The sequence below is a fragment of the Akkermansia sp. UNK.MGS-1 genome (genome assembly GCF_000980515.1).
Taxonomy (GTDB): domain Bacteria; phylum Verrucomicrobiota; class Verrucomicrobiia; order Verrucomicrobiales; family Akkermansiaceae; genus Akkermansia; species Akkermansia muciniphila.
The window spans coordinates 56,725-80,700 of record NZ_LBCB01000001.1; the positions used below are offsets into that span (position 1 = coordinate 56,725).

The 23,976-nt window shown below is 59.2% G+C and carries 20 protein-coding genes; 13 read left to right on the plus strand and 7 right to left on the minus strand.

Going from position 1 to position 23,976, the window contains the following annotated elements; translation table 11 throughout:
• The first annotated feature begins 108 nt into the window (after positions 1-108).
• The 3 genes from WW58_RS00250 to efp all read left to right on the plus strand — a co-directional run bounded on the left by WW58_RS00250 (position 109) and on the right by efp (position 2,541).
• Positions 109-1,365, plus strand: coding sequence for an aspartate aminotransferase family protein (locus tag WW58_RS00250; RefSeq protein ID WP_046434364.1), 1,257 nt, complete (start codon positions 109-111; stop codon positions 1,363-1,365).
• Between the two features lie 27 nt (positions 1,366-1,392).
• Complete coding sequence (locus tag WW58_RS00255; protein WP_046434366.1) at positions 1,393-1,851, plus strand: hypothetical protein; 459 nt, start codon at positions 1,393-1,395, stop codon at positions 1,849-1,851.
• 123 nt (positions 1,852-1,974) lie between these two features.
• A complete protein-coding gene (gene efp, locus WW58_RS00260; RefSeq protein WP_012419922.1) occupies positions 1,975-2,541 on the plus strand; it encodes an elongation factor P in 567 nt (188 codons plus the stop codon).
• 105 nt (positions 2,542-2,646) lie between these two features.
• Here the strand turns inward: efp and WW58_RS00265 are convergent, their stop codons facing one another.
• The gene (locus WW58_RS00265) at positions 2,647-3,588 is read right to left on the minus strand and encodes a glycoside hydrolase family 16 protein (RefSeq protein ID WP_215833659.1); all 942 of its coding nucleotides are present in this window, start codon (positions 3,586-3,588) and stop codon (positions 2,647-2,649) included.
• Positions 3,589-3,761: 173 nt separating this feature from the next.
• On the opposite strand from WW58_RS00265, the gene WW58_RS00270 reads away from it, so the two are divergent.
• Entirely contained in the window at positions 3,762-6,020 is a 2,259-nt protein-coding gene (locus WW58_RS00270) for a heavy metal translocating P-type ATPase (RefSeq protein ID WP_215833660.1), read from the plus strand.
• A 30-nt stretch (positions 6,021-6,050) separates the two neighbouring features.
• Here WW58_RS00270 and recN read toward each other — a convergent pair whose 3' ends face one another.
• On the minus strand, positions 6,051-7,709 hold the full coding sequence (gene recN, locus WW58_RS00275) for a DNA repair protein RecN (RefSeq protein WP_046434595.1): 1,659 nt from the start codon (positions 7,707-7,709) through the stop codon (positions 6,051-6,053).
• Between the two features lie 52 nt (positions 7,710-7,761).
• On the opposite strand from recN, the gene WW58_RS00280 reads away from it, so the two are divergent.
• The 6 genes from WW58_RS00280 to WW58_RS00305 all read left to right on the plus strand — a co-directional run bounded on the left by WW58_RS00280 (position 7,762) and on the right by WW58_RS00305 (position 11,282).
• Complete coding sequence (locus WW58_RS00280; RefSeq protein ID WP_205575039.1) at positions 7,762-8,547, plus strand: MBL fold metallo-hydrolase; 786 nt, start codon at positions 7,762-7,764, stop codon at positions 8,545-8,547.
• A 25-nt stretch (positions 8,548-8,572) separates the two neighbouring features.
• On the plus strand, positions 8,573-9,367 hold the full coding sequence (locus WW58_RS00285; RefSeq protein ID WP_094140487.1) for a WecB/TagA/CpsF family glycosyltransferase: 795 nt from the start codon (positions 8,573-8,575) through the stop codon (positions 9,365-9,367).
• Positions 9,368-9,515: 148 nt separating this feature from the next.
• On the plus strand, positions 9,516-10,220 hold the full coding sequence (locus WW58_RS00290; RefSeq protein ID WP_046434601.1) for an MmcQ/YjbR family DNA-binding protein: 705 nt from the start codon (positions 9,516-9,518) through the stop codon (positions 10,218-10,220).
• Between the two features lie 104 nt (positions 10,221-10,324).
• Positions 10,325-10,651 (plus strand): hypothetical protein, encoded by a 327-nt coding sequence (locus tag WW58_RS00295; RefSeq protein WP_046434602.1) that lies wholly within the window; start codon positions 10,325-10,327, stop codon positions 10,649-10,651.
• A gap of 78 nt (positions 10,652-10,729) precedes the next feature.
• Entirely contained in the window at positions 10,730-11,059 is a 330-nt protein-coding gene (locus WW58_RS00300) for a hypothetical protein (protein WP_046434370.1), read from the plus strand.
• 55 nt (positions 11,060-11,114) lie between these two features.
• The gene (locus WW58_RS00305) at positions 11,115-11,282 is read left to right on the plus strand and encodes a hypothetical protein (RefSeq protein ID WP_153816450.1); all 168 of its coding nucleotides are present in this window, start codon (positions 11,115-11,117) and stop codon (positions 11,280-11,282) included.
• A gap of 91 nt (positions 11,283-11,373) precedes the next feature.
• Here the strand turns inward: WW58_RS00305 and WW58_RS00310 are convergent, their stop codons facing one another.
• From WW58_RS00310 to WW58_RS12620, 5 genes are all read right to left on the minus strand, one after another.
• Positions 11,374-12,237, minus strand: a complete 864-nt coding sequence (locus tag WW58_RS00310; RefSeq protein WP_046434374.1) for an LpxI family protein — start codon at positions 12,235-12,237, stop codon at positions 11,374-11,376.
• A 29-nt stretch (positions 12,238-12,266) separates the two neighbouring features.
• Positions 12,267-13,541 carry a 2-oxo acid dehydrogenase subunit E2 gene (locus WW58_RS00315; protein ID WP_046434376.1) on the minus strand — a complete coding sequence of 425 codons (1,275 nt, stop codon included), beginning with the start codon at positions 13,539-13,541 and terminating at the stop codon, positions 12,267-12,269.
• 18 nt (positions 13,542-13,559) lie between these two features.
• A complete protein-coding gene (locus WW58_RS00320) occupies positions 13,560-14,534 on the minus strand; it encodes an alpha-ketoacid dehydrogenase subunit beta (RefSeq protein ID WP_046434377.1) in 975 nt (324 codons plus the stop codon).
• A 21-nt stretch (positions 14,535-14,555) separates the two neighbouring features.
• Entirely contained in the window at positions 14,556-15,494 is a 939-nt protein-coding gene (locus WW58_RS00325; RefSeq protein ID WP_012419935.1) for a thiamine pyrophosphate-dependent dehydrogenase E1 component subunit alpha, read from the minus strand.
• Positions 15,495-15,741: 247 nt separating this feature from the next.
• Positions 15,742-16,554: a MerR family DNA-binding transcriptional regulator gene (locus WW58_RS12620; RefSeq protein ID WP_215833661.1), complete on the minus strand. Its 813-nt coding sequence runs from the start codon at positions 16,552-16,554 to the stop codon at positions 15,742-15,744.
• Positions 16,555-16,850: 296 nt separating this feature from the next.
• Between WW58_RS12620 and WW58_RS00335 the strand changes: the two genes are divergently transcribed.
• The 3 genes from WW58_RS00335 to WW58_RS00345 form a co-directional block, all read left to right on the plus strand.
• Positions 16,851-18,005: an efflux RND transporter periplasmic adaptor subunit gene (locus WW58_RS00335; RefSeq protein WP_046434379.1), complete on the plus strand. Its 1,155-nt coding sequence runs from the start codon at positions 16,851-16,853 to the stop codon at positions 18,003-18,005.
• A gap of 6 nt (positions 18,006-18,011) precedes the next feature.
• Positions 18,012-21,149 carry an efflux RND transporter permease subunit gene (locus tag WW58_RS00340; RefSeq protein WP_046434381.1) on the plus strand — a complete coding sequence of 1,046 codons (3,138 nt, stop codon included), beginning with the start codon at positions 18,012-18,014 and terminating at the stop codon, positions 21,147-21,149.
• An 867-nt stretch (positions 21,150-22,016) separates the two neighbouring features.
• On the plus strand, positions 22,017-23,976 hold a 1,960-nt coding region (locus WW58_RS00345), incomplete at its 3' end, for an autotransporter outer membrane beta-barrel domain-containing protein (protein ID WP_288143377.1).

A 23,976-nucleotide genomic window follows, 5' to 3' on the forward strand; every position in this document is an offset into this window, starting at 1 on the left:
GATGTGACTGTCTTCCGGGGTAAAATGCGGCAATCATGACGTGGTTCCCAAAAAAATCATTTACAGACGGGGCCAGAAGAGCAAACTACGCCCATATTACCTTAACTTATGAACACAGAAGAAAAGCTCAACCAGTACGTACTCCATTCCTATGGCCGTTATCCCATGGCTGCCGTCCGCGGAGAAGGCTCCCGACTGTGGGACAGCACGGGGAAGTGCTATCTGGACTTCTGTGCCGGCATTGCGACCTGCGTGCTCGGGCACTGCCATCCTGCGGTGACGCAGGCCCTGCAAAAGCAGGCCGCCACCCTGGTGCACTGCTCCAACCTGTACCAGATCCCCCAGCAGGCGGATCTGGCGGAATTCATCGTGACCAAATGCGTGGAGCGCCCGGGAAAAGTCTTTTTCGCCAACAGCGGTGCGGAGTCCAATGACGGTTTAATCAAAGTAGCGCGCCGTTACGGGCACCGCAAGCCCCAGCCGGACGGCAAGCCCCGTTATGAGGTGCTTACGTTCAACAAATCCTTCCACGGGAGGACGCTGGGCAGCATGTCCGCCACGGGGCAGGATAAAATCAAAATCGGCTTTGACCCCATGCTGCCGGGATTCCGCCATTTGCCTTTCAACGATCTGGAAACGGCCCGCGAAGCCATCAGGCCGGAAACGGTGGCCTTCATGCTGGAAACCGTCCAGGGAGAAGGAGGGGTCAACTGCGTGACTCCGGAATTTCTGCGGGGCCTGGCGCAGTTATGCAGAGAGCACGATCTTCTTCTGCTGATGGATGAAGTGCAGTGCGGCTTTGGCCGCTGCGGCGACATCATGGGATGGCGCGCCGTAGCTCCGGATGTGGAACCGGACGGCATTTCCTGGGCCAAGGCTCTGGGCGGCGGTTTCCCCATCGGCGGCTTCTGGATTTCCGACCGCGCCATTGACGGCCAGGGTACGGAGCTTTCCTCCATCATGGATCCCGGCTCCCATGGCTCCACGTATGGAGGCAACCCGCTCGGCACTGCGGTAGGCCTGGCCGTGCTGCGGGAAGTTGTTTCCCAGGGGCTCCCGGAGCGGGCGCGGCGCCTGGGCGCGGAAATTCGCAGGGAAATAGAATCCTGGAACCTGCCTGTTGTTCAGGGCGTGCGTGGCCTGGGCCTGTTGCTGGGCATTGGCCTGAACCCGGAAATGGTAGCCGCGCCGGAGGGCAAGACGATCGCCTCCGTAGTGGTGGAGGCCCTGCGGCAGGAAGGGTTGCTTTCCGTTCCCGCCGGGCCGGAAACCGTCCGTCTGCTGCCGCCGCTGAATGTCAGTGAAGAGGAAATCCAGCAGGCTCTGGCCATCATCAGGCGCGTGCTTAAAACGTACGCCAAATAGAATACAGCCCTTATTTGCTTTATTGTTATGAAGGAAGAAGCCATTAAAGCCCCCGGCAGCACGATAAAGCAATATTCCATCATGCTCCAGAACCGGGTGGGGGCCCTGACCGCCCTCCTCGGCCTGCTGGACATGCACGGCATTTTCTGTCTGGGATTCAGCATGCAGGACTGCCATGAGGCGACTATTGCGCGCCTGATTGTCAGCGATCCGGAAAGGACGTCGGAAATTTTTCTGGAGAAAGGTATTTGCTATACGGAGTCCGGGGTGCTGGTGGCGGTGCTCCGCCATGGCCCCGCAGACCTCAAAAAATGCCTGGATGCGCTGTATGTCGCGGAAATGAACGTCAACTTTCTCTATCCCCTGCTGCCTTGCGTGGGGCGGGGGTCTCTGGTGGCTCTTCACGTGGAGGATCTCAACTTCGGGCGCACCGTGCTGAATTCCAGCGGCATCAAAGTCCTGTTCCAGCAGGACCTCAGCCGGTAGGAACAGCCGTTTTTCCTTTCTTCCCCGCTGCCCTGTTCAGGAGTGTTTTCTCCAAGCGCCTCAAGGGGTTGCCCGGCTTTTTCGCCTTGACGGGAGGGGAAAACATGGTATGGTACGGGCCGCATGGCAAAAGTACCCGTAATCAATCTTCGCAAGGGACACGCGGTCAATTACAACAATGACGTTTGCGTTGTAGTCAGCATGGAGCACAAGTGCCCCCCCCGCATGGCTTCCTATGTGCAAATGAGCATCCGCAGCATTTCCACTAAAAAGGTGTATAACCTTCGCCTGACTTCCAATGAATCCCTGGAAGGCGTCAACCTCGCCCGTGAGGAATATGAGTTCAGCTACATTGACGGCATGGGTTATCACTTCATGAATCCGGATACATACGAAGACATCACCGTGTCTCCGGAAATCGTGGAACCCGTCAAGGATTATCTGATGGAAGGCAATATCTACATCCTGCTTTTCACGGATGAAACGGTCGTTTCCGTAGAACTCCCCGCCGCCATCACCATGGAAGTGGCGGAAGCTCCTGAAGGCGTCAAGGGCGACAGCGCGAACAATGTTTACAAATCCGCCACGATGACTACCGGACTGGTGGTGCAGGTGCCCCTTTTCATCAAGCCCGGTGAAAAGATTTCCGTAAAGACGGAAGACGGTTCCTATCTGGGCCGCGTAAACTGAGTTGCCCCTCTTTCTGTTCTTTGAAGAGCCCCGTCCGGTTTGTCCGGATGGGGCTTTTTTCATGCCGCAATCCCTGCCCTTTTTCCTGTTTCCGGAAGAGGGCAGTTACTTTTCCGCGCGGTATGGAATGGTTCCTTTATGGGGGGAATCCTTTTTCTGGTAAATGCGAACGTAGTCTATTTCGTATTTCTGGGGCAGCGGCAGTTTGTCCAGATCTCCGCCGGTGGCGCCCAGAGCCAGGTTCAGGATGATGAAGTGAGGCTGCCGGAAGGGATTGGCGACTTCCTTGTAAGAGGCGTTGACGGTATTATCGAGGGGAGTCCGGTTCAGCAGAATATCGTCCGCATACAGGCGCACTTCCTTTTCATCCCAGTCCATACGGAAGACATGGAAGCTGTCCGCCCAGTCCGCGTGTTTTTCCTGGAGCCATTTGAGCGGCGTGTAAGTGGTGCTCCATTTGCCCACGTGTTTTTTGGGGGAACCCCAGCAGAGATTGGCCAGATAGGTGGACTGGTAGTACTCCATGATGTCTATTTCCCCGCACATGGGCCACTTTTCCTTGACGCCCAAGGTCCAGAAAGCAGGCCACATGCCTTCCCGCGGGCTGAATCTGGCCCGGATTTCAAATCGCCCGTACAGCCAGGAAAATTTGCTGCGCGTCGTCAGGGAGGCAGAGGTGTATTCCGCCTCTTTCCGTGTCGTCTGCCAGTTTTTTCCCTCCGGATCGTAATGGGGGTTGGCATGTTTTTCCTTCCTGCCTTCAATAATCAGCATGCCGTCTTTGCAATAGGCATTTTCCGGCTGGTACCATTGCGCTTCCTTGTTGCGGACGAAACCGTGTTCGTAATTCCATTTGGCAGGGGCCGGACGGCCGTCTTTGTCGAATTCGTCGTGCCAGACGAGTTCATAATCGGAATAATCCGCTTTTTCCACGACTCTCTCCGTTTTTTTGACGCCGTCTCCATGGAGGGTGTAAAGCTGGGCGTGGAGGGGGGTGGACAACAAGGCCGCGCTGGCCAGGACTTTGAATAGAGGAGGAATGTTCATGGAGGAAATTAGAGGTGTTTGTTACTGGTACGGGGCCGCGGGCGTTTTTTTGTCATTTTTTATCAGAGGGGGCTGAAGCCGCGAAAGCGGCTTGAGGAACGGAATAAATGTGTTAGGTTCGGCTAACAGTATGGGGTCTTGTCTGGACCCGGAACATCAAACATTCCGTTTTAATGACAATGGAAGAAAAGAACTATCTTGTTTCCGGTATGCATTGCGCCGGGTGTGCCGCTAAGGTGGAGCGCGCCGTGGAAGGATTGGAGGGGGTGGAGCGCGTAGAGCTGAATTTGCTGACGGGGAAGATGACCGTCTTGTTTGAAAGGCCTGATTCCCCCGCCATGGAGCGGATAGCTCCGGTGGTGGAGAAAGCCGGCTTCCGCCTGGCGGACTGGAAAGAGGAGCCGCTTGCCGGAACGGAGAGGGAGGAAAGGCTGGAACAGGAGGAAACGGGCGGCTCCCGTCTCGTTTGGTCCATTCTGCTGCTGGTTCCTTTGATGTATTTGTCCATGGGCCCCATGTGGAACTGGCCCGTCCCGGAAGGGAGTTGGGGGCTCTGGATGAATTGGTGGACACAAGGCATTCTGGCGGGTGCCGTCCTGTGGCTGAACCGGCATTATTTGATAAACGGCGTGCGGCAGCTTGTGGCGCTGTCTCCCAATATGGATTCCCTGATCGCCATCGGTTCCGGCTCCGCTTTTCTGTATGGGCTGTATTTGCTGGTAGCGGGGATGTGGCAGGGTTTCAGTGTGGAAGGAATGGAGCTGTATTTTGAATCTGCAGCCATGATCGTCACCCTGATTTCCCTGGGGAAATACCTTGAACGCCGCTCTTATCGGAAAACGAATGCCGCCGTAAAAGGGCTGGTGAAGCTGGTTCCCCAGGAGGCGCTGGTATGGCATGACGGCGCGGAGCGCGCCGTTCCGCTGGATGAAATTCGTTCCGGGGATCTGGTGGTGGTGAAAACCGGGCAGCGGATTCCGGTGGACGGCATGATTGAAGAGGGGCAGGCGGCTCTGGATGAATCGGACCTGACGGGGGAAAGCATGCCGGTGGACAGGGCGGCGGGGGACCGGGTGATCAGCGGAACGTTCAACCGGGCCGGGTATCTCAAAATCCGCGCGGAACGCGTGGGCGGGGATTCCACGCTGGCCCGCATGATCCGCCTGGTGGAACAGGCCAGCCAGTCCAAGGCGCCCATTGCGCGGCTGGCGGACCGGGTATGCTATTTCTTTGTCCCTGCGGTCATTGCCGTTGCCCTGGTATCGCTGGTTGGGTGGATGGCTGCCGGGGAGGGGTTTTCCTTCGCCCTCGCCAGGGCAATTGCGGTGCTGGTGATTTCCTGCCCCTGTGTCCTGGGGCTCGCTACGCCTATCGCCATTATGGTGGGGACGGGCAGGGGCGCGCGGCTGGGCATCCTGTGCAAGTCCGCCGGGGCTCTGGAAGCCCTGAGCCGCGTGGATACCGTCGTTTTTGACAAGACGGGCACCCTGACGGAAGGGGAGCCGCGGGTAGTGGCCGTGCTGCCGGAGGAAGGCATGGATGCGGACGCGCTGGTGGAAATGGCGGCGGCTTTGGAACAGGGTTCGGAACATCCTGTGGGAAAGGCTGTTTATGAACACGCCAGGCTTCTGAATTTGCCTGTCCGCGCCGTGGCGGATTTATCCGTGGTTCCTGGCCGCGGCATTGCCGGAACGGTGGATGGGGTGCCTTATGCGGTGGGCAATTCCGGATTCATGCAGGATAAGGGAATTTCCTGGAAGGAGGATGAAAGCCGCCTGCGGGAGTTCATGCGGCAGGGCGCGTCCCCGCTGTATGTGGGTAGGGGCGGATGCCCTGCCGGCGTCATCATGGTGGCGGATTCCCTGAAACCGGACAGCCGTGCGGCGGTGGACAGTTTGAAGCGGATGAACCTGCGCGTCGTCATGCTGACGGGGGACAACGCCGCCACGGCGCGGCACATGGCCGGAGAACTCCACATTGACGAGGTGGTCTCCGACGTGCTTCCGGATGAAAAGGCCTCCCATGTGATGAAGATGGAGGAACGCGGGGACAAGGTGGCGATGGTAGGGGACGGCGTGAACGACGCCCCGGCTCTGGCCTGCGCCCGGGTGGGCATTTCCATGAAGTCCGGAACGGAGCTGGCGATGGAATCCTCCGACATCGTGCTGATGAAAAGCAACCCCGCAGGCGTGGCGGAAGCTGTCCAGCTGGGCCGCACCACGCTGCTCATCATCAGGCAGAATCTTTTCTGGGCTTTCTTTTACAACATCATCGGCATTCCGTTGGCCGCCGGGTGTTTATATCCCGCCTTCGGCCTTACGCTGAATCCCATGATTGCCGCCGGGGCGATGAGTTTGAGTTCCCTGTGCGTCGTATTCAATTCCCTGAGGCTGCGGGGTTTCACCCCACGCCTGGGGCGCCTGGGGAAATAGGGCGGCCTCTCCCCCACCGGCGTTTCCCGTTCAGGAGGGCTGCAGCAGGGCCTGGGCCAGCGTGCGTGCGTGGTCTCCGCCGCCGCCCAGCATGCGGACCAGTTCATCCACCCGTTCTTCATGGCTCACCTCCCGCAGGCAGGAGATGGTGCGGTTGCCCGCGGATGCTTTCTGAACCAGGTAATGATGGGAGGCCAGGGCCGCCACCTGCGGGAAGTGCGTGATGGAGATCACCTGGTGCCTGTTTCCGAGCTGCTGCATCTTGAATCCCACAGCCCGCGCCACTTCTCCGCCCACGTTGGCGTCTATTTCGTCAAATACCAGCAGGGGGGTGGCATCCTTGTGGGCCAGGGCGCTTTTAATCGCCAGCATGATGCGCGCCAGTTCCCCGCTGGAGGCAATCAGACGGAGAGGCTTGGAGGGTTCTCCGGGATTGGGGCCAAACAGGAATTCCACCGTTTCCATTCCCTGTGAGCCCGGTTCCTGAAGGGGGAAGAGGCTCACTTCAAAGACGGCCTGGCGGAATCCCAGCTCCCGGGAGTGCCTGACGATGGAAGCCGCCAGCCTGGGCGCGGAGTCCTGGCGCGCTCTGGTCAGAGCCTGCCCGGCGGCGTCCATCTGCTTGCGCAGGGCGGCGATGGAGGCCCTCAGCTCGTCCAGGCGTTCCGTGCGGTGTTCAATGCGGTCCAGGCGGCTGGTCGCCTCCTCCCTCCGGGAACAGACGTCCTCAAAGGAGGGGCCGTATTTCATTTTCAGAGATTCCAGCAGGTTGATGCGTTCCTCCAGCTGGAAAAGTTCCCGGGGGTCGCAGTCCAGTTCGGCGGAATAATCCGCCAGGCGTCCCTCAATTTCCTTGAGTTCCAAATTCACTCCCGCCAATGGAGCCAGCCACGCGGCGGTGGAGGCGTCCATGCGTTCCAGCTCATGGGCCGCCCGTGTCAATTCCCTCAATTGGGTCCCTAGGCCGGGCACATCCGTTTCCTCCAGCATGGAAAGCATTTTGGAGACCTGTTCCCGGAGCCGGGTGCCGTTGCGGGCGCGCTGCCAGCGTTCTTCCAGCGTGAGCACTTCTTCCGGAGTGAAGGCGGCGGAATCTATTTCATCCACCTGGTGGCGCAGTAGTTCTATTTCCCGTGCGGTGGCCGCTTCCGCATGTTCCAGGTCATCATAGGCCCGGCGCGCATCCTGCCATTGCCTCCAGGCGTCCGAATAGGCGTGCACCAGGGGAGCGTGCTCCCCGAAGGCGTCCAGCAGGGAAAGCTGCCTTTCCTGGGAGACCAGGGAGCGGTGGTCGCTGGGGCCGTGCATGTCCACCAGGCAGGCTCCCGCTTCCCTCAGCAGATTCAGGGTGCACGGGCTGTCGTTCAGGAACTGGCGGTTGGCCGTGGAAGAGATGAGGCGCTTGATAATCAGGTTGCCGTCTTCGCAGGGCGGGACGCCATGCTCGTTCAGAATGGCGTGCACGGGGGAGGATTCCGGCAGATGGAACACAGCTTCCACGCTGCATTGCTGTTCCCCGGAGCGGATGAGCGTCTTGTCCGCCCGTTCTCCCAGCGCCAGGCGTATGGCTCCAATGATGACGGATTTCCCCGCCCCGGTTTCCCCCGTGATGCAGATGAATCCGGAACTGGGTTCCCAGAGCAGCTGGTCCACAAGGGCCAGGTTTTTAATTTTCAGCAATGTAAGCATTCGGGCTTTGGATTTTGAATGCATTATGGCATCATTTGCCCTAAACGCAATCATGACCTCTGTGATGAACATTCTCTTTTTGGGCACAGGAACGTCCACCGGAGTGCCGCAGATAGGCTGCTCCTGCGCGGTCTGCACGTCCCCGGACCCCAGAAACAGGCGGTTGCGTTCTTCAATTTATGTGGAGGCCGCTGGCACCCGCCTCCTGCTGGATTCTTCCCCGGATTTGCGGCAGCAGGCCCTGCGGGAAAATATCACGGATGTGGATGCCGTTCTTTATACGCATGCCCATGTGGACCACGTGGGAGGTTTTGACGATTTGCGCGCCTTCTGCTGGCGCCGGTCCGGCGGCCTGCCCATGTATGCTTCTCCCATGACGGTGGACGCCCTGCGGACCATGTACGGCTGGGCGTTCGTTCCTAAACCGGGGCGGAGCGGGTACGTCAGGCCGGAGCCTCACGAGGTGACGGCTCCGTTCCGTGTGGGGAACGTGCTGGCGACGCCCCTTCCGGTGCTCCATGCCGGGGTGGAGACATATGCCTATCTCTTGGAAGCGGAAGGCCGGAGCCTGGTTTACATGCCGGATGTGAAAAGCATCCCGGCCCCGTCCTTGGAGAGGATGAAAGGAGTGGATTTGCTGATTATTGACGGACTGCGTTATCATCTGCACCCCACGCACATGTGCCTGGAGGAAACGTTGGCCGCCATTGCCGCCGTCCGGCCCCGCCGCGCCGTGCTGACCCACCTGTCCCATGATATGGATTACGGGATTCTTTCCGGCAAGCTGCCGGAAAACGTCATGCCCGCGTATGACGGGCTGAGACTGTCCCTGCCGTAATGCTCACGCTGCATGTTCTCAGGCCATGACTATTCCAGACAATTCTGACCGTCCCGGCGCGCGGATACCGTGCGAAACCAGAAACGTATTCGGCTTTTCCGTAGCCGTCAGTTCCGTGGAAGAGATGTCCGCTGCGCTGGCGGAACGCGCGCTGGAGGCGGAAGCTCCGTTTCTGGTGGCCGCGGCGGATGCCCATGTGGTAACCCTCGGCGTGCATGACCGGGATTACGGGAACGTGCTGGAACGGATGGACGTGATTTGCCCGGACGGTATGCCGGTAGTGTGGAGACTGAACCGGGGGCTTTCTTCCGGGGAAAGGGAAGCGTGCCGCGTGAGCGGGCCAGATTTGATGGAAGCGCTGGTGCGTTCGAATGTGCAATATCCGGGCTTGCGCCATTTTTTGCTGGGCGGGGATGAGAAGCTGCTGGAAGCCCTGTCTGGGGCATTAAAGGAAAAATACCCCGGTTTTCAACTGGCCGGGGCGTATTCCCCTCCGTTCCGCCCTTGGACGGAGGAAGATCTGGAAAACATGCGGGAGGCGGTTGCTTCAAGCGGGGCCAATGTGGTATGGGTGGGGCTGGGCTGCCCGAAACAGGAGCGGTGGATGGCGGAGCAGAGGGAATTGCTGCCCCCCGCGGTTTATGTGGGCGTAGGGGCGGCGTTCGCTTTCCATGCCGGTACGGTGAAACGGGCTCCGCGATGGATGCAGAAGAACGGTCTGGAATGGTTGTACCGCATTTACCGGGAGCCGGGAAGACTGCTCAGGCGGTACGTGAAGCACAACAGCCTGTTCGTGTGGTACGTGCTGACGGGCAGATAGGGCCGTTTTTCCGGTGTGCGTCCCGGAGTAGAGCCGCGGGTTATTTTATCCTTGTGCCGTTTTCGTGCGGCCCTATCATGATTCCGTTTGAACCTGAACGGAAATGGTGGGCGCTCTTCCCTCCTTCGTCCTTAACCTTGTTTTTCTTATGTTCTTTCGCCGTATTCCCCGGAAAAGCTGGTATGAAAAAACTGTGGAACGCGTTTTCAGGGACAGGAAGCTGTGCGTGGAAAAGCTGCTCTCCTTCGGTTTCGTTCGTGTGGAAAGCGGTTTTCTGCGCAGGGCGGCATTGCTGGACGGCCAGCTCTGCATGGAATTGGAAATACACGCGGATGGTTCTGTTCATGCAACGGTGCATGATGCGGACGGGAAGAATATCCGGCATGCTGACCCGGGAACGGAAGACAGGTTGCGGACAAGAATGCTCCGCAGGGAATATGAGGAAGAACTGTGGCATGTGGCGGAATGCTGCTTTGAACCTGATTTTTTCAAGGCGGCTCCCGCCCGGAGCCTCATCGCGCACATCCGTAAAGCTTACGGGGAGGAACTGGAATTCCTGTGGAGGAAGTTTCCGGGGAACGCAGTGGTGCGGCGGAAGGATACGGAAAAATGGTACGCCGCTTTTCTGGCTGTGCCGCGCTTGAAGCTGGGGGGCAGTTCCAAGGAACGGGTGGAGGTTTTGAACCTGCGGGTTTGTCCCGGTGAGTCCGGGATTCTTGCGGATAATCGCAGCCGTTTTCCGGCCTACCATATGAATAAGAAAAACTGGGTGAGCTTCTGTCTGGATGGAACCGTTCCCTTTGAGGAATTGGCTGCGCGCCTGGAAACCAGCCGGAGGCTTGCCGGAAAGTGAGCTCCTCCGGCGCGGGATGTCGGGAGAAACCGTCTTCCCGCCCCCGGATGGACGGCCGGAAAGGGGGTCTTGACCCGGAAAGAGGCGGAGCCTACAGTAAGGGCATGAATATAGAAGAAAAAGCTCTGTCCACCTTCCGCACGGCGCCCTGGCGCCACAACTGCGCCCAGGCCGTCTGCGCGGCCCTGGGCAGGGAGGATTTGCTGGAAACCGTTTCCTCCTGCGGTACCGGAAAGGCTCCAGACGGACTGTGCGGCGCCCTTTACGGGGCGCTGCTGTGTACGCCCGTGCAGTCCAGGGAGGAGCTGAGGCGGCGGTTTGTGGAAAAGCTGGGCTATTCCCATTGCAGGGAATTGAAAAAAGAGGGGTCCGTGCCATGCCGGGATTGCGTTGCCTCTGCGGCGGTTCTGGCTTTTAACCTGAGGGAGTGAACGCAGAATGACACTGCCGGATTCATGGTTTTTCATGAAAAAAGAGTCTATTGGAATGAAACCAGATAGAATAACATCATGAAAAAATTGATCTATATGATAGCGGCAGCGGCCGTTGCGATTCCGGTGGTGGCCCTGGCCCAGGGAGCCTGCGGCAGCGGCTCCTGCTCCAAGGGAGACAAGGACATGGCTGAAGCCAAAGAGCACATGAAAGAGGGCGCCAAGGCTGCCAAGGACGCCGCCTCCGAAAAAATGAAGGAAGGCAGGCAGGCTGCCAGGGACGCCTATGAAAAGGGCAAGGAAACCGCCAAGGATGCTTATCAGGACAGCAGGGACGCCGTTGACCATGCGGCGGACAGGGCTGCCGATAAGGCCGAAGCCGTCGGTGACGCTGTGAAAAACGGTTAACTCAAACGATGAACAATAAAAATATTTGCTTATTATGTGCGAATCCAAGGATCATATGAATAAGGGCTGCGGATGTGCGAACGATGCCGCTTCCGGCAAAATGGAGGAAGGCAAGCACAAGATGAAAGACGCCTGCGAAAGAGGCAAGGAAGCCGTCAAGGACATGGCTGAAAGCGTGAGCGACAAGGCCAAATCCATGATGGACAAGGATAAGAATTCTTAGTCCCGGCGGCGGTTGAAGCAAGCCGTTTCCCATTCTTCCTCCCGTGCGCGGGATGACCTCCCCTTGTCCGGATTTCCGGACGAGGGGATTTTTATGCGGGCCGGTTTTCCGGGGAAGGGGTGTCCTGTTCCACGGGCTGGAGGGCATGCAGGCTGATTTTATGCCTTTTGCATAATTCCTCCACCCGGTCGCGTTCCAGCAAGATGGTTTTGCCCGCTTCCAGGGCGATTTGCCTGACGCCGCATTCCGCGCACGTTTCAATGGTGACGGGGCCGACTGTCGGGATATCAAAGCGCATGTCATGCCCCAGGCGGGCCACTTTGGCCAGCGTGGCCGGTTTGCCGTTGCCCAGTTCCCCTCCGCGGCGTATGCAGTTGTTGGTGCCTTCAATCGCTTCCACGGCGATGACGGTGCCGCCGTGCACGATGACGGACTGCCCGATGTGGAGACGGCTGATTTCCTTGGCCGTCTGCATGCCGAAGCGGGCATCCTCCCATTGTTCAGGCGTGGGAGGCGGTCCGGCGATATGCCCCGGCTGCGGCATGTGCTCCTCCATGTAGGTGGAGGCCGGGAGGATGGTGAAGCCTTCCTTTTCCGCTTCCGTGATGACGGCCCCAAGCAGGGAGTCCGCATTTTTTTCCGGCATGCGCATCAATACGGAAAGGGCGCGAAGGTCCGGACGGAGGGAAAGAATGTTCTTCGGATTGATGCCGCCGGCCATGATGACGTTCCTTACGCCGTGCTTTTTCAGGAAAGTGAACGGCTTGCTTATCTGGCCCACGCTGAATTCCTGGTAAGCGTCGCATAGGGGGATGACGGCGGGGTTGGTTTCCCCCTTGAACCCTACGGCCACGATACGCAATTCCGGCATCCGGCGGCGTGCGCCCCGGACAATATATTCCGGATAAACGCCGTCTCCGGCTACCAGGCCTAATACGGGCGGGTCTGTTGTCATGCGGCGTGAAGCTGGGGGAACGGGGCTGGTTACAGGTATTCCGGGCGCTGGAGCAATTCCGCCACGCGCTTGAGCAGGCGGCCGATGTCCGCTCCGTCCACCACGCGGTGGTCTCCCGTAGCCACGATGTTGGCCTTGGAGATGGGGATAAACGCCTCCACTTCGTCACTCCAGACCGGGGTTTTGGTGACGGCCCCCACCCCCAGGATAATGGATTCGCTGGGCATGGGCATGGGCGCGGCAAAGGTGAGGCCGAAGCCGCCGAAGTTGGTGACCGTGGCGATGCCGCCCGTGCTGTCTTCCGGAGCCAGCCTGCGGCGGCGCGCCTGGGCAATCAGCCTGTTATAGTCTTCCAGAAGTTCTTCCATCGTCCGTTCGTTCACGCGGCGCAGCACGGGAACCATGACGCCGTCCGCCACCTGGGCGGCGATGCCGATGTCAATTGTTTTGGGAGAAAGAATGTTTTCCCCCACCAGGTAGCCGGCGCATTCCGGGCTTTCCGCCAGGGCCAGGGCCAGGGCGCGGGCAAAGTACAGGGTGATGCCGGGCCGCAGCGGGGAATTTTGCCTGTGCTTGATGAGGGGGTCCATGAATACGGGACGCCCGGCGGAGGCCAGCGGACGCGTCCAGCTGCGGCGCATGGCGTCCGCCACGGCCAGCCGCATGGATGAGGCCTTGCGGTGCGGCCATTGGCTGACATATTCCAGGAATTCTTCCAGGTCGTCAATGGTGACGCGTCCGCCCGCCCCGGAACCGGAGATGAAAGCGATGTCGGAGGCGCTCATGCCCAATTCATCCATGCGCGCCTTCATCCGGGGGGACATGTAGTGCGCGCCCTTCATGCCGGCGGGTACGGGGAGGCCGCGTACGCTGGGCTGGACTTTCAGGTCCGTTCCGTTTTCCTGATAGGATTCCCCCGTCACCCCGAAGTGGACGCCTGCGGGTTTTTCCTCCCGGGGAGGGGCGGAGGGCGCGGCCTGGGGAACGGATTCCGGACTGGCTGGAAGGGACGGCTGGGTGGAATCTCCGGCCGGAGTCGCTCCGGAACGCTCAATTTCCTCTTCCGTGGCCTCAATCATGGCCATGCAGGCGCCGACCACGACGGATTCCCCTTCCTTGATGAACACATCGCTCAGGATGCCGCCGCACATGGTGGTGACCCCCATGGTGGCCTTGTTGGTTTCTACCTCAAAGATTTCCTGGTCGGCTTCTACGGTATCGCCCTGGGCCGCCAGCAGGCGCAGCACAGTGGCTTCCGCAATGGAATCCCCGAGCTGGGGCATCAGAATGGGTACTTTAGGCATGATGGAAACTGGGTTGAATCAAATGGATAGAAGATGGCGGATGGAGGCGGCAATGGATTCCAGCGTGGGGCGGTGCGCCTTCCAGAGGTTGGGGTGCTGGGGGATGGGGGTATCCCGTGCGTTGAGCCTCTGGGGCGGGGCATCCAGCAGGTGGAAGCCTTCCGCGACAATGCGTGAAACAACTTCCGCCGTGACGCCTCCCCACGGAAAATCTTCCCCGACGACCAGGACGCGGCCGGTGCGCGCTACGGAGGCGATAACGGTATCCATGTCCAGCGGGCGCACCGTCCGAAGATCCACGACCTCCACTTCATAGCCGCTTTCCTTCTCAAGCAGGTCTGCCGCACGCACGGCTTCCGGCACCATGGCGCTGTACGCCACCACGGTGGCATGCTTCCCCGTGCGGGCGATCCGGGCCGTGCCGAACGGGATGACCGGGGTTTCCCGGTAGTTGTCCTCCGCCTTCAGCCAGCGGTACAGGAACTTGTGCTCCAGAAAAATGACGGGGTCCGGAATTTCCACGGCCTGGCGCAGCATCCAGTAGGCATCCGCTACCGTGGCCGGAGTCATGACGTGCAGGCCCGGATAATGGGCGAACAAGGCTTCCAGGCTCTGGCTGTGGAAAGGGCCGGTGCCGGGGGTTCCCCCGCAGGGCAGGCGCACCGTGATGTTGGCGGGAATGCCCGTGCGGTAGTAATGGGTGGCCGCCATGTTGACAATCTGGTTGAAAGCGATCGTGCTGAAGTCGGCAAACTGGACTTCCATAATGGGCTTCTTGCCCATGACGGCGGCCCCGGTCACCATGCCGGCCATGGCGTCCTCACTGATGGGGGCGTCAATCACCCGGTCCGGGAATAGCTCCTTGAGGCCCTTGGTCGCTTTGAAAGCGCCGCCGAAAACGCCTATGTCCTGCCCGTACAGAAAGACGTCCCTGTCTTCCGTAAGCAGGTCTTTCTGGGCGTCGTGGATGGCATCAATGTATGTTACGCTCATGGGAATATTCCGTTTGCTGGCTTAATAAGGTCTCCATACCGTGGCGTTCCAGTCTTCCCGGAAGGGGTCCGGTTCCGGTTCCCGCTGCGCGGTGGCTACGGCCAGCTGGACTTCATCGGCATACTGTTTTTTCAAAGCCGCCGTTTCTTCCGGCGTGAGCCAGCCGGCTGCCAGCAGCTGCCGTTCCGCGACTGCTACGGGGTCTTTTTTTTCATATTCCTCTTTCAGTTCCCTGGGGATGTAGGAGGCGTCGTCATGTTCCCCGTGCCCGCACATGCGGAGGGTCTTGGCAAGCACCCACTGGGGGCCCCGGCCTTCCCTCGCGTTATTGACGGCGGTCCGGAAGGTTTCCAGCGTGGCCATGAAGTCCGTGCCGTCCGTTTCATGCACGGTGAATCCGTAGCCGCGGCCCCTGTCCGCCAGGGAGGCTTCTCCGAATTCCCTGATATTGGGGGTGGAGTAGGCAAATTGATTATTGGTTACCACGAGCACCAGAGGCAGCCGCTCCACGTTCGCCATATTGGCGGCTTCGTGAAAAGCTCCCGTGGACGTGGTGCCGTCGCCGCAGAAAGCTACTCCCACGGGGCCGGGCAGTTTGCCGTCCAGGCGCTTGGCGAAAAGGCAGCCGATGACGAAAGCCACCGTGCTGCCCAGATGGCTGATGGGAGCCATATAGCCTTCCGCTGGCAGGCCCCGGTGGACGTTGCCGTCCCGCCCTTTCATATATCCCAGGGCGGAACCCAGATAGGCGCGTGCCGCTTCAATAATCGGTTCCCCCCAGGTGACGCGTGCCGCCTGTTCCCGGATGAACGGGGCGATTACATCGTAGCCGGCAGTCAGAAAGACGCCTCCGCATGCGGCAATCGCTTCATGTCCGCGGCCCAGGTAAACGCCCCCCGTAATTTTGCCCGCTTTGTAAAGGCTGGAAATTTTGGTGTCAAAAGCCCGCGCCAGCAACATGGCCTTGAAAGCCCTGACGGCATTTTCCTTTAAGTCCGGTTGTGTAGTGTCGCAATGTGCCACCCCATTATTTTATATGCTGCATAAGGAAATGCAATGCCATTTCATGAAACTGCCTGAGACTTTGTGTCCGCAGGCGCGGGGCCGCTCCGCAGGGCGGCGGAGGTTCGCGGGGGGCGGTTCCCGGCTGGCGGGAGCGCTTTTGCATCTTCCGCTCCCGCCAGCGGATGCGCGGAAATTTCCGGATTCATTTCCCACCCGGCGGCAGGCTGCATCTCAGTTCGAATTTGGGATTTGCCACATCGTAATCTCCGGGAAACAATTCCGTCTCCATAATGATTTTATCATATTCCTGCGCAAAAAGGTCCGGAAAAACGCCGGGCGCCTCCGCAATGCCGCTTTCCTGCCTGATGGCGCAGAGAAAGGAGGCGGCGGGCAGACGCATGATTTTCTTCATCCGCCGGGCGTCTCTTCCGGCCGCTTCCACCTCCACATACAGGAACTGCTCCGTCCCTGCTTTCCGGTGGAAGGAAAGCAGGCCGGCTTCCGCGCCCAGCCGCAGCTGGCAGCGGTCAATATCGTCAAAGATGCGGGTCATGAGGATGTTAAATTCCGGAGTATGCTGTTTTCCCGCATAGGGCGCCACCCAGCAGTATTTTTCCGGCAATGCGTGGATGGCCTGTTCCCCATGAAGCAGAAGATCTTCTTCCCGGTCCATCTGTTTCCGGAATTTTTCCAGCAGGCGCAGCTTTTCCTGAATATCCCTGATTTTCCGGTGTGCCAGCATGGTGCCGTGGGAGAAAAGTTTCTTATAATGGATCCTTCGCTGGTCCCTGGTCAGGAAGCCGGTAAATTCCTTCAGGGGAATATCCAGGAAAATGCAGGCGCGGATGGTATCCACCACGGGAATCTGGGAAAGAGTGTAGTAACGGTAGCCGGTGTCCGGGTCCGTATAGGCCGGGAGCAAAATGCCCAGTTGTTCATAATACCGGAGGGATTTGACATGTACGCCGGTCTGTTTGGACAGATTGCCGATGGTTAGTAAATTCTGTTTGTCCATCCTGTATTGCGGTTGGTGGGAGGGAATTGATTGTTTCCGCCGGAAGAGCCCCGGCGGCAACGGGAGCTGCGCGCAGAAGAAACCTTTCTGAAGACGAAGTTATTTCCGTCATCTATAGGGTTTTTATTGTCAATAATTTACAATAAATGACAAAGACCTTCCCCACTTAATTTTTCCATTGCCTCTTGACTCTCCCATTATGGGATACTTTACATCATATGGCAATTGAAAAATCCCCGGTCTTGTCGGAAGTGCGGTTCCGGGGTTTCTTGAGGTTCCAAACAGCATGATTCCTGATGAAAATAATTAATCTTTTATTCTGCATGCCCCTGCTGGTGGTTTGCTTCTCCTGCCAGCGGGAGGGTGAAAGCCAGGCAGGCGGATTTCCCGGCGAAACCGTGCCGGAAGTGTCTGTCATGACGGTACGCAGTACTCAGGTTCCCGTAACCGCCAATCTTCCCGGCCGTATGGAAGCGTATCTCCAGGCGGAAGTGCGCGCCCGCGTGACGGGAATTATTCAGGAACGCTGCTATCAGGAAGGGCAGACGGTCCGGCCGGGCGATCTTCTTTTTAAAATAGACCCGGCTCCGCTTCAGGCTGTCCTGGATGAATGCAAGGCTGCAGTGGCTCGTGCCAGGGCCGTTCTGTCGGATGCGGAGGACAAGGCCGCCCGGTATTCCTCCCTGGTCGCCAAGGGCGCCGTCAGCATACGTGAGCATAAGCAGGCCAGGGCGGAGGAAGAACGGGCCAGGGCGGAATATGCCGCCGCGGCCGCCTCTCTGGAGCAGGCGCGCCTGAATCTGGAATATACCCGGGTGGAGGCGCCCATCTCCGGTCGCGTGCGCCGTGCCCTGGTGACGGAAGGGGCGTTTGCCAACCAGAACGAATTCACCCACCTGACCACCATTGAACAGATTGACCCCATTTATGTCCGCTTCAGCCAGCCGGCCTCCCAGTACAGCAGCCTGCGCCGCGCCGTCGTATCCGGATTGTGGAAGGGTGTGCCGCTGGGCGAAATCAAGGTGCGCCTGCTGCTCTCCAATGGGGAGGAATACCCCCATTCCGGCAGGATCATTTTTTCCGACATGGCGGTGGACCCGAATACGGATACTATTGAAATGCGGGCCCTGTTCCCCAACCCGGACCATGAACTGCTGCCCGGCGCCTATGTGCGCGTGGTATTTGACAGGGCGGTGCGGGACAACGTCTTCGCCATTCCCCGGGATGCCGTCATCCGCACCGCGCAGGGCGCTTCCGTCTTTGTTGTGGGGCCGGAAGGAGTGCTGGAAGCGCGCCCCGTCAGGGCGGATACGCTGAACGGCCGGGAATGGCTGGTTTCAGAAGGCCTCCGGGATGGGGACAGGGTTGCCGTCAGCCACACGATGTCCCTCCGCCCCGGCATGAAAGTCCGCAGCGCCGCCGCCCGGCCGCAACCCCATGCCCAGCAATAAACCGCCATGCCTGATTTCTTCATACGCCGCCCCATTTTTGCCTGGGTAGTCGCACTCCTGATTTCCCTGATGGGCCTTCTGGCCATCCCCAGCCTGCCCATTGCCCAGTATCCGGACATTGCTCCCCCGGTCATCACCCTGCGCACCACATATCCGGGGGCTTCCGCCCAGGATACGGAGGAAGCCGTGACCGCCGTCATTGAAAAGGAAATCAACGGAGCGCCCGGCCTGATGTACATGTCCGCCACCAGCAGCTCCGACGGAGCCGTGGAAATAGCCGCTACGTTCACGCAGGGCACGGATCCGGATATTGCCGCCGTAGAAGTGCAGAACAGGCTGAAAATCGTGGAATCCCGCCTGCCGGAATCCGTCCGGAGAGAAGGCGTGTTCGTGGAAAAATCATCCAACAATATTCAGGCGATGATCTCTCTCTCTTCTACAGGCAGCCTGAATGATACGGAGCTGGGGGAATGGGCTTCCGCCCGCATCATCCCGGAACTGAAGCGTGTGAAAGGCGTCGGGCGTGTGGAGCTTTTCGGTGCGGAGACATCCATGCGCATCTGGCCGGCCCCGGAAAAACTGGAGGCGCTGGGCCTGACCCCCACGGATATTGTCAATGCCGTGGCTGCCCAGAGCGAGCGCATCATCATCGGGGACATCGGGGGGGCGTCCGTTCCCGAATCCGCCCCCATCAACGCCGGCGTGGTAGCGGAGGACGCTTTCCGTACGCCGGAGGAATTCGCCTCCATTGCGTTGAGGACGCTTTCAGACGGTTCCTCCGTCAAACTGGGGGACGTGGCGAGGGTGGAGCTGGGCGCCAACAGCTACGCGTTCTTTTCCCGCTGCAACGGCCAGACGGCCACCGGAATGGCCATCAAGATGGCTCCCGGCTCCAATGCCGTGGAAACCATGGGCCTCCTCAAGGCCAAGATGGATGAACTGTCCAGGGATTTCCCGCCCGGAGTCTCCTACCAGATTCCCTATGAAACCACCCACTTCGTGGAAATCTCCATCCAGAAAGTCATCTCAACCCTGCTGGAAGCCGTCCTGCTGGTGTTCCTGGTCATGTTCCTGTTCCTCCAGAACTTCCGGGCCACCCTGATTCCCACGCTCGTCGTTCCCGTAGCCCTGCTGGGAACTTTTGCCGTGATGTGGCTCTCCGGGTTCTCCATCAACATGCTTACCATGTTCGGCATGGTGCTCAGCATCGGGATTCTGGTGGATGACGCCATCGTGGTGGTGGAAAATGTGGAACGCATCATGATGGAGGAAGGCCTGGATGCCCGGCGCGCCACGGTGAAAGCCATGAAGCAGATCGGCGGGGCCATCGTGGGCATCACCGCCGTGCTCGTGGCGGTTTTCGTGCCTATGGCCTTTTTCAGCGGAGCGGTGGGAAACATCTACCGGCAGTTTGCCGTAACGCTCATTGTGTCCATCTCCTTCTCCGCGTTTCTGGCCCTTTCCCTGACTCCGGCGCTGTGCGCCGCCATGCTGAAACCCTCCTCCGTGGAGCACCAGGAGAAAAAAGGGTTTTTCGGATGGTTCAACCGGACGATACACCGGTCCACGGACCGGTACGGCCGTGCCGTATCCGGAATGATCCGCCGCCCTGTGCGCTCCCTGTTCCTGTATGCCCTCATTATTGCAGGGGCCGGCTATTTGTACCTGACGCTGCCCACTTCCTTCCTTCCGGAAGAAGACCAGGGCAACTTCATGGTGACAGTGTCCCTTCCTGCCGGCTCTCTTCAGAAGGAAACCAGCACGCGGCTGCGGGAAGTGGAGAACTACCTGATGCGGCATGAGCCGGTGGAATACGCCTATTCCGTGGGCGGCTTCAGCTTCATGGGCACCGGCGCCAACATGGCGATGCTGTTTGTCAGCCTGAAAAACTGGGATGAGCGGTCCGGTGAAGACAATTCCGCCCAGGCGATTATTGACCGCGTCAACGCCCGCTTTGCCGGAGACCGCCAGATGATGGTCATGGCTCTGAACGCGCCGGCCCTGCCGGAGCTGGGCAATTCGTCCGGATTTGATTTCCGCCTTCAGGACAAGGGCGGCCTGGGGTATGACCGCATGGCGGAAGCCCGGGACGAACTCCTGGCCCGCGCCAATGCAGACCCCAATCTGGCGGGCGTTTATTTCTCCGGCCAGGCGGATACGCCGCGGCTGCATGTCTCCATTGACCGGGAAAAAGCCTTTTCCATGGGAGTGCCCATGGCGGAGATCAGCAATTCGCTGGCCGTCATGTTCGGGTCCAGCTATGTGGGGGATTTCATGCATGACGGCCAGGTGCGCCGCATCATGGTGCAGGCGGACGGAAAAAGCCGCCTGAACGGAAACGACATTGAGGACCTTCATGTCCGCAATGGCCAGGGGAAACTTCTGCCCCTTTCCTCCTTCGTCCGGCTGGGGTGGACGGCGGGGCCTCCGCAGCTCACGCGCTACAATAACTATACCTCCTTCACTATCAACGGTTCTTCCGCGCCTGGCAAAAGCAGCGGAGACGCCATGAACGCTTTGGAACAGATTACCGCCTCCCTGCCGCAGGGCGTGGGGTTCGAATGGACGGGGCAATCTTATGAAGAAAAGCTGGCCGGTTCCCAGGCCACGCTGCTTTTCGCTCTGTCCATCCTGATTGTTTTCCTGGTGCTGGCGGCCCTGTATGAAAGCTGGTCCATTCCGTTGGCGGTTATTCTGGTCGTGCCCCTGGGGCTGCTTGGCGCCCTGCTGGCCGTCTTCCTGCGCGACATGCCCAATGACATCTACTTCAAAGTGGGCCTGATTACGACCATTGGCCTTTCCGCCAAGAATACCATTCTGATTGTGGAAGTGGCCAGGGAATTTTACCGGGAAGGCATGAATGCGGCGGAAGCTGCCGTCGCCGCCGCCAAACTGCGCCTGCGGCCCATCCTGATGACCTCCCTGGCGTTCGGGGCGGGCGTCGTTCCGCTGGCGTTCGCCCATGGGGCGGCGTCCGGTGCGCAGCGCGCCGTGGGCACCGGGGTGCTGGGCGGCATCATTACGGCCACGCTGCTGGCCATCTTCCTGGTGCCCCTCTTCTTCCGCCTGACGGCCGGAAAGAGGAACCCGGCTCATCCGGAAGAGGCCCAGGGCCGGATTCCCGCCGAGGGAAACTTTTCGTGAACGCCGCCGGAATAGGGGGGCGGAGCACGCTTGTTTTCCCCATGGCAGGGGCCGTGAAAGGCTCCTGCCGCCTTGTTGCGGTAGGAGTTCCCGCATGCCGTGCACGAGGGTTATTGACGGGCGTATTTCGAATCCGCTATTTAGCGGGCCTTCCGATATTAATGATTCTTTTTAAAAGATATGAGACTTATTCTTCCATTGCCGTTGCGCCGCTTCCTGCTGGGGCGTCTTCTGTTTTCCGTAACGATGGCGACTGCCGCTTCCGGCGCGGAATTTGTGGTGGACGCCGCCCAGGCAGCCAACCCGGGGCAGCATGTGTATAACACGCTTCAGGAACTGGCTGATTCCGGAGCGCTGTCTTCCGGGGATACCGTCATTCTGCATAATGACGATTCCTCGCTGACCGCCGGCTTGCCGGTAGCCGTCAATTTCCGTTCCAATGATCCGGGTATTTTCCGTACCATTGATTTGGCAGGATTGGGAGAAAGGGAGGTCCTTTATGATTTTTCCGGGGCAGGGTTAAATGACATAACATTGGAAATGAATTCCATCATCCTGAGTGGTTCCGTAAACCAGCTAACTCGGAGTATGACCTTTTCTTCGTTAATGATAGAAGGTAAGGTACAATTTGACCGTAACTGCGTAGAAAACAGAAGAGATAATGTCGATAGAATTGCCATTGCTCTGTTATATAGTTCTCATCGTGGAGAGATTTTGAAGTTAGGAGACGGCGTTATTTTTTCCAACAACTGTGTGCTAGGCGTTGATAACAGGTCGGCCCGTGGCGGGGTATTGTTAAACAGTTCAATTTCGCCGATCACCATAGGAGATCATGCTGTCTTCTCTGGCAATTATGCTTTCAGTAATTTGAATAGAGCTGAAGGAGGGGTTATTTATAGTAACGATAATACAATAACCGTAGGAGACAATTCCTTCTTTATCGGCAATTATGCTTCCAGCGTTTCCAAGTCAGCTATCGGAGGAGTTATTACCTCCAACAAAGCAAAATCTACTGTGGGAGCCAATGCAACCTTTATCGGCAATTATGCTTTCAGTAATTTGAATGGAGCTTTTGGCGGCGTATTCTACTCCGCGCGCCATCGCTCTGTTGGCATGGGATTTCATGGAGAAATAGCTGTAGGAGCCAATGCTACATTCATCAACAATTATGCTTTCAGCAATTCCACTACAGCTTCGGGGGGCGTGATTTGCTCTAGTGGGGATATCTCTTTCAGCGATGGGGCAACATTCATCAACAACTATGCCAAGACCTCAGGAGGAGCCATTGAATTAGCAGGGAAACTCGACCTTCTCGCCCTGACGAAAGACGTGCTTTTCAGCGGCAACATGACCGGGGGAGTCTTCACCCGCCATGACGACGGCACCTTCTCTGTGGAAAACGGCGTCGCCAATGCTATTCACCTTACTACGGGTGCAACAATCCCCGAAAGTGCTATAGAGACACAGGGCAGTCTCGCCTTAGCCGCGGAGGAGGGGCGCGAAATCCGCTTCAACGACCCGATTACCAGCCGGAGCGAAAACTCCGACTGCCCCATGACCCTCACGCTCAACCGCTGCACGGATGAGGAAGGGAACATTCACGACACGGACGGAACCATCATCTTCAGCAGCGAACTCTACCAGGGGGAAGAAGCCCACCTCGTTGCCAGCCGGTACAACAACTTCGTGGCCGACACCACCCTCTATGGAGGAACCCTCCTGCTGGAACACGGCGCCGTCTTCGGCAGGAATCTTGAAGACATGCGGAATCTGGGTAATGACTCTTCTTCCCTGACGGTGGAAAAAGGTACGCTGGAAATCATCGGAGGAAGCACGGCCAACGCCGCCGCCTTCTCCCTCTCCGGCAGGGACGCCGTGCTGCGCCCGGGTGACAGCGCCTTCATCAACGCCAACACCGCCGACTTCTCCCGCGGCTTCACCTTCGACATGCGCCACCAGCTCCAGTCCGGGCCGGGCTCCGGGCCGGGCCTGACGCTCTCCGCGGCTCAATCCTTCACGGCCGGAGGCCTCATCGGCGTGGCGGACACGGGCTCCAACGCCCCGTACTTCTATGCGGACCGCTCCTGGAAACAGGACCGCGTCTTCCACGTGCTGACGGACGCGGAACACACCCTTCAGGGAAACTTTGACGGAGTCGTCTCCCAGGCCACGGGGACGGACCGGGTGGACTCCCCCTACTCCTACACGGGAACCTGGAGCCACCGGTGGACGGACGCCGACGGAGACGGCTACGCCGAACAGCTCCAGCTGGTCTGGAAGGCGGACGGAACCCCCATCAGCAGCATTGACCCGGAACTGGTTGGGGAACTGGCCTTCAACTCCCTCTGGAGCTCAGCCTCCAACGCGGCGGCCCTGGGCGGCAATGTCCTTTCCCGCCTGAACGTCTTCCGCCTGGCCGACAAGCATGCCCGCGACCTGTGGGGCATGGGCCTGGGAGACTTCGCCCGGCAGCGCAGCCGGGGAGGCGCGGACGGCTACGACTACAGCGGAGGCGGCTACTCCGTGGGGGCGGACAGCGGGTTCGGCCATGACAACGGCATCTGGGGGATCGCCTTCGGCCAGCTCTACGGGCATGCCAAAAGCCGGGGCTTCCAGGGCCGGAACACGCAGGACACCCGGATGGGCTCCCTGTACTGGGGCCGTCTGCTGGAAGAAAGCAGGCGCGCCCGCTGGACCTTCAAGGGAAGCCTCACGTGGGCGGAGACGAACAACAAAATGACCAGCCGCCTAAGCGGAGCTCCGGCTTCTACGGGCAAATGGAACAATGAGACGTGGCTGGCGCAGGCGGAAGTGTCCCGGACGGCGG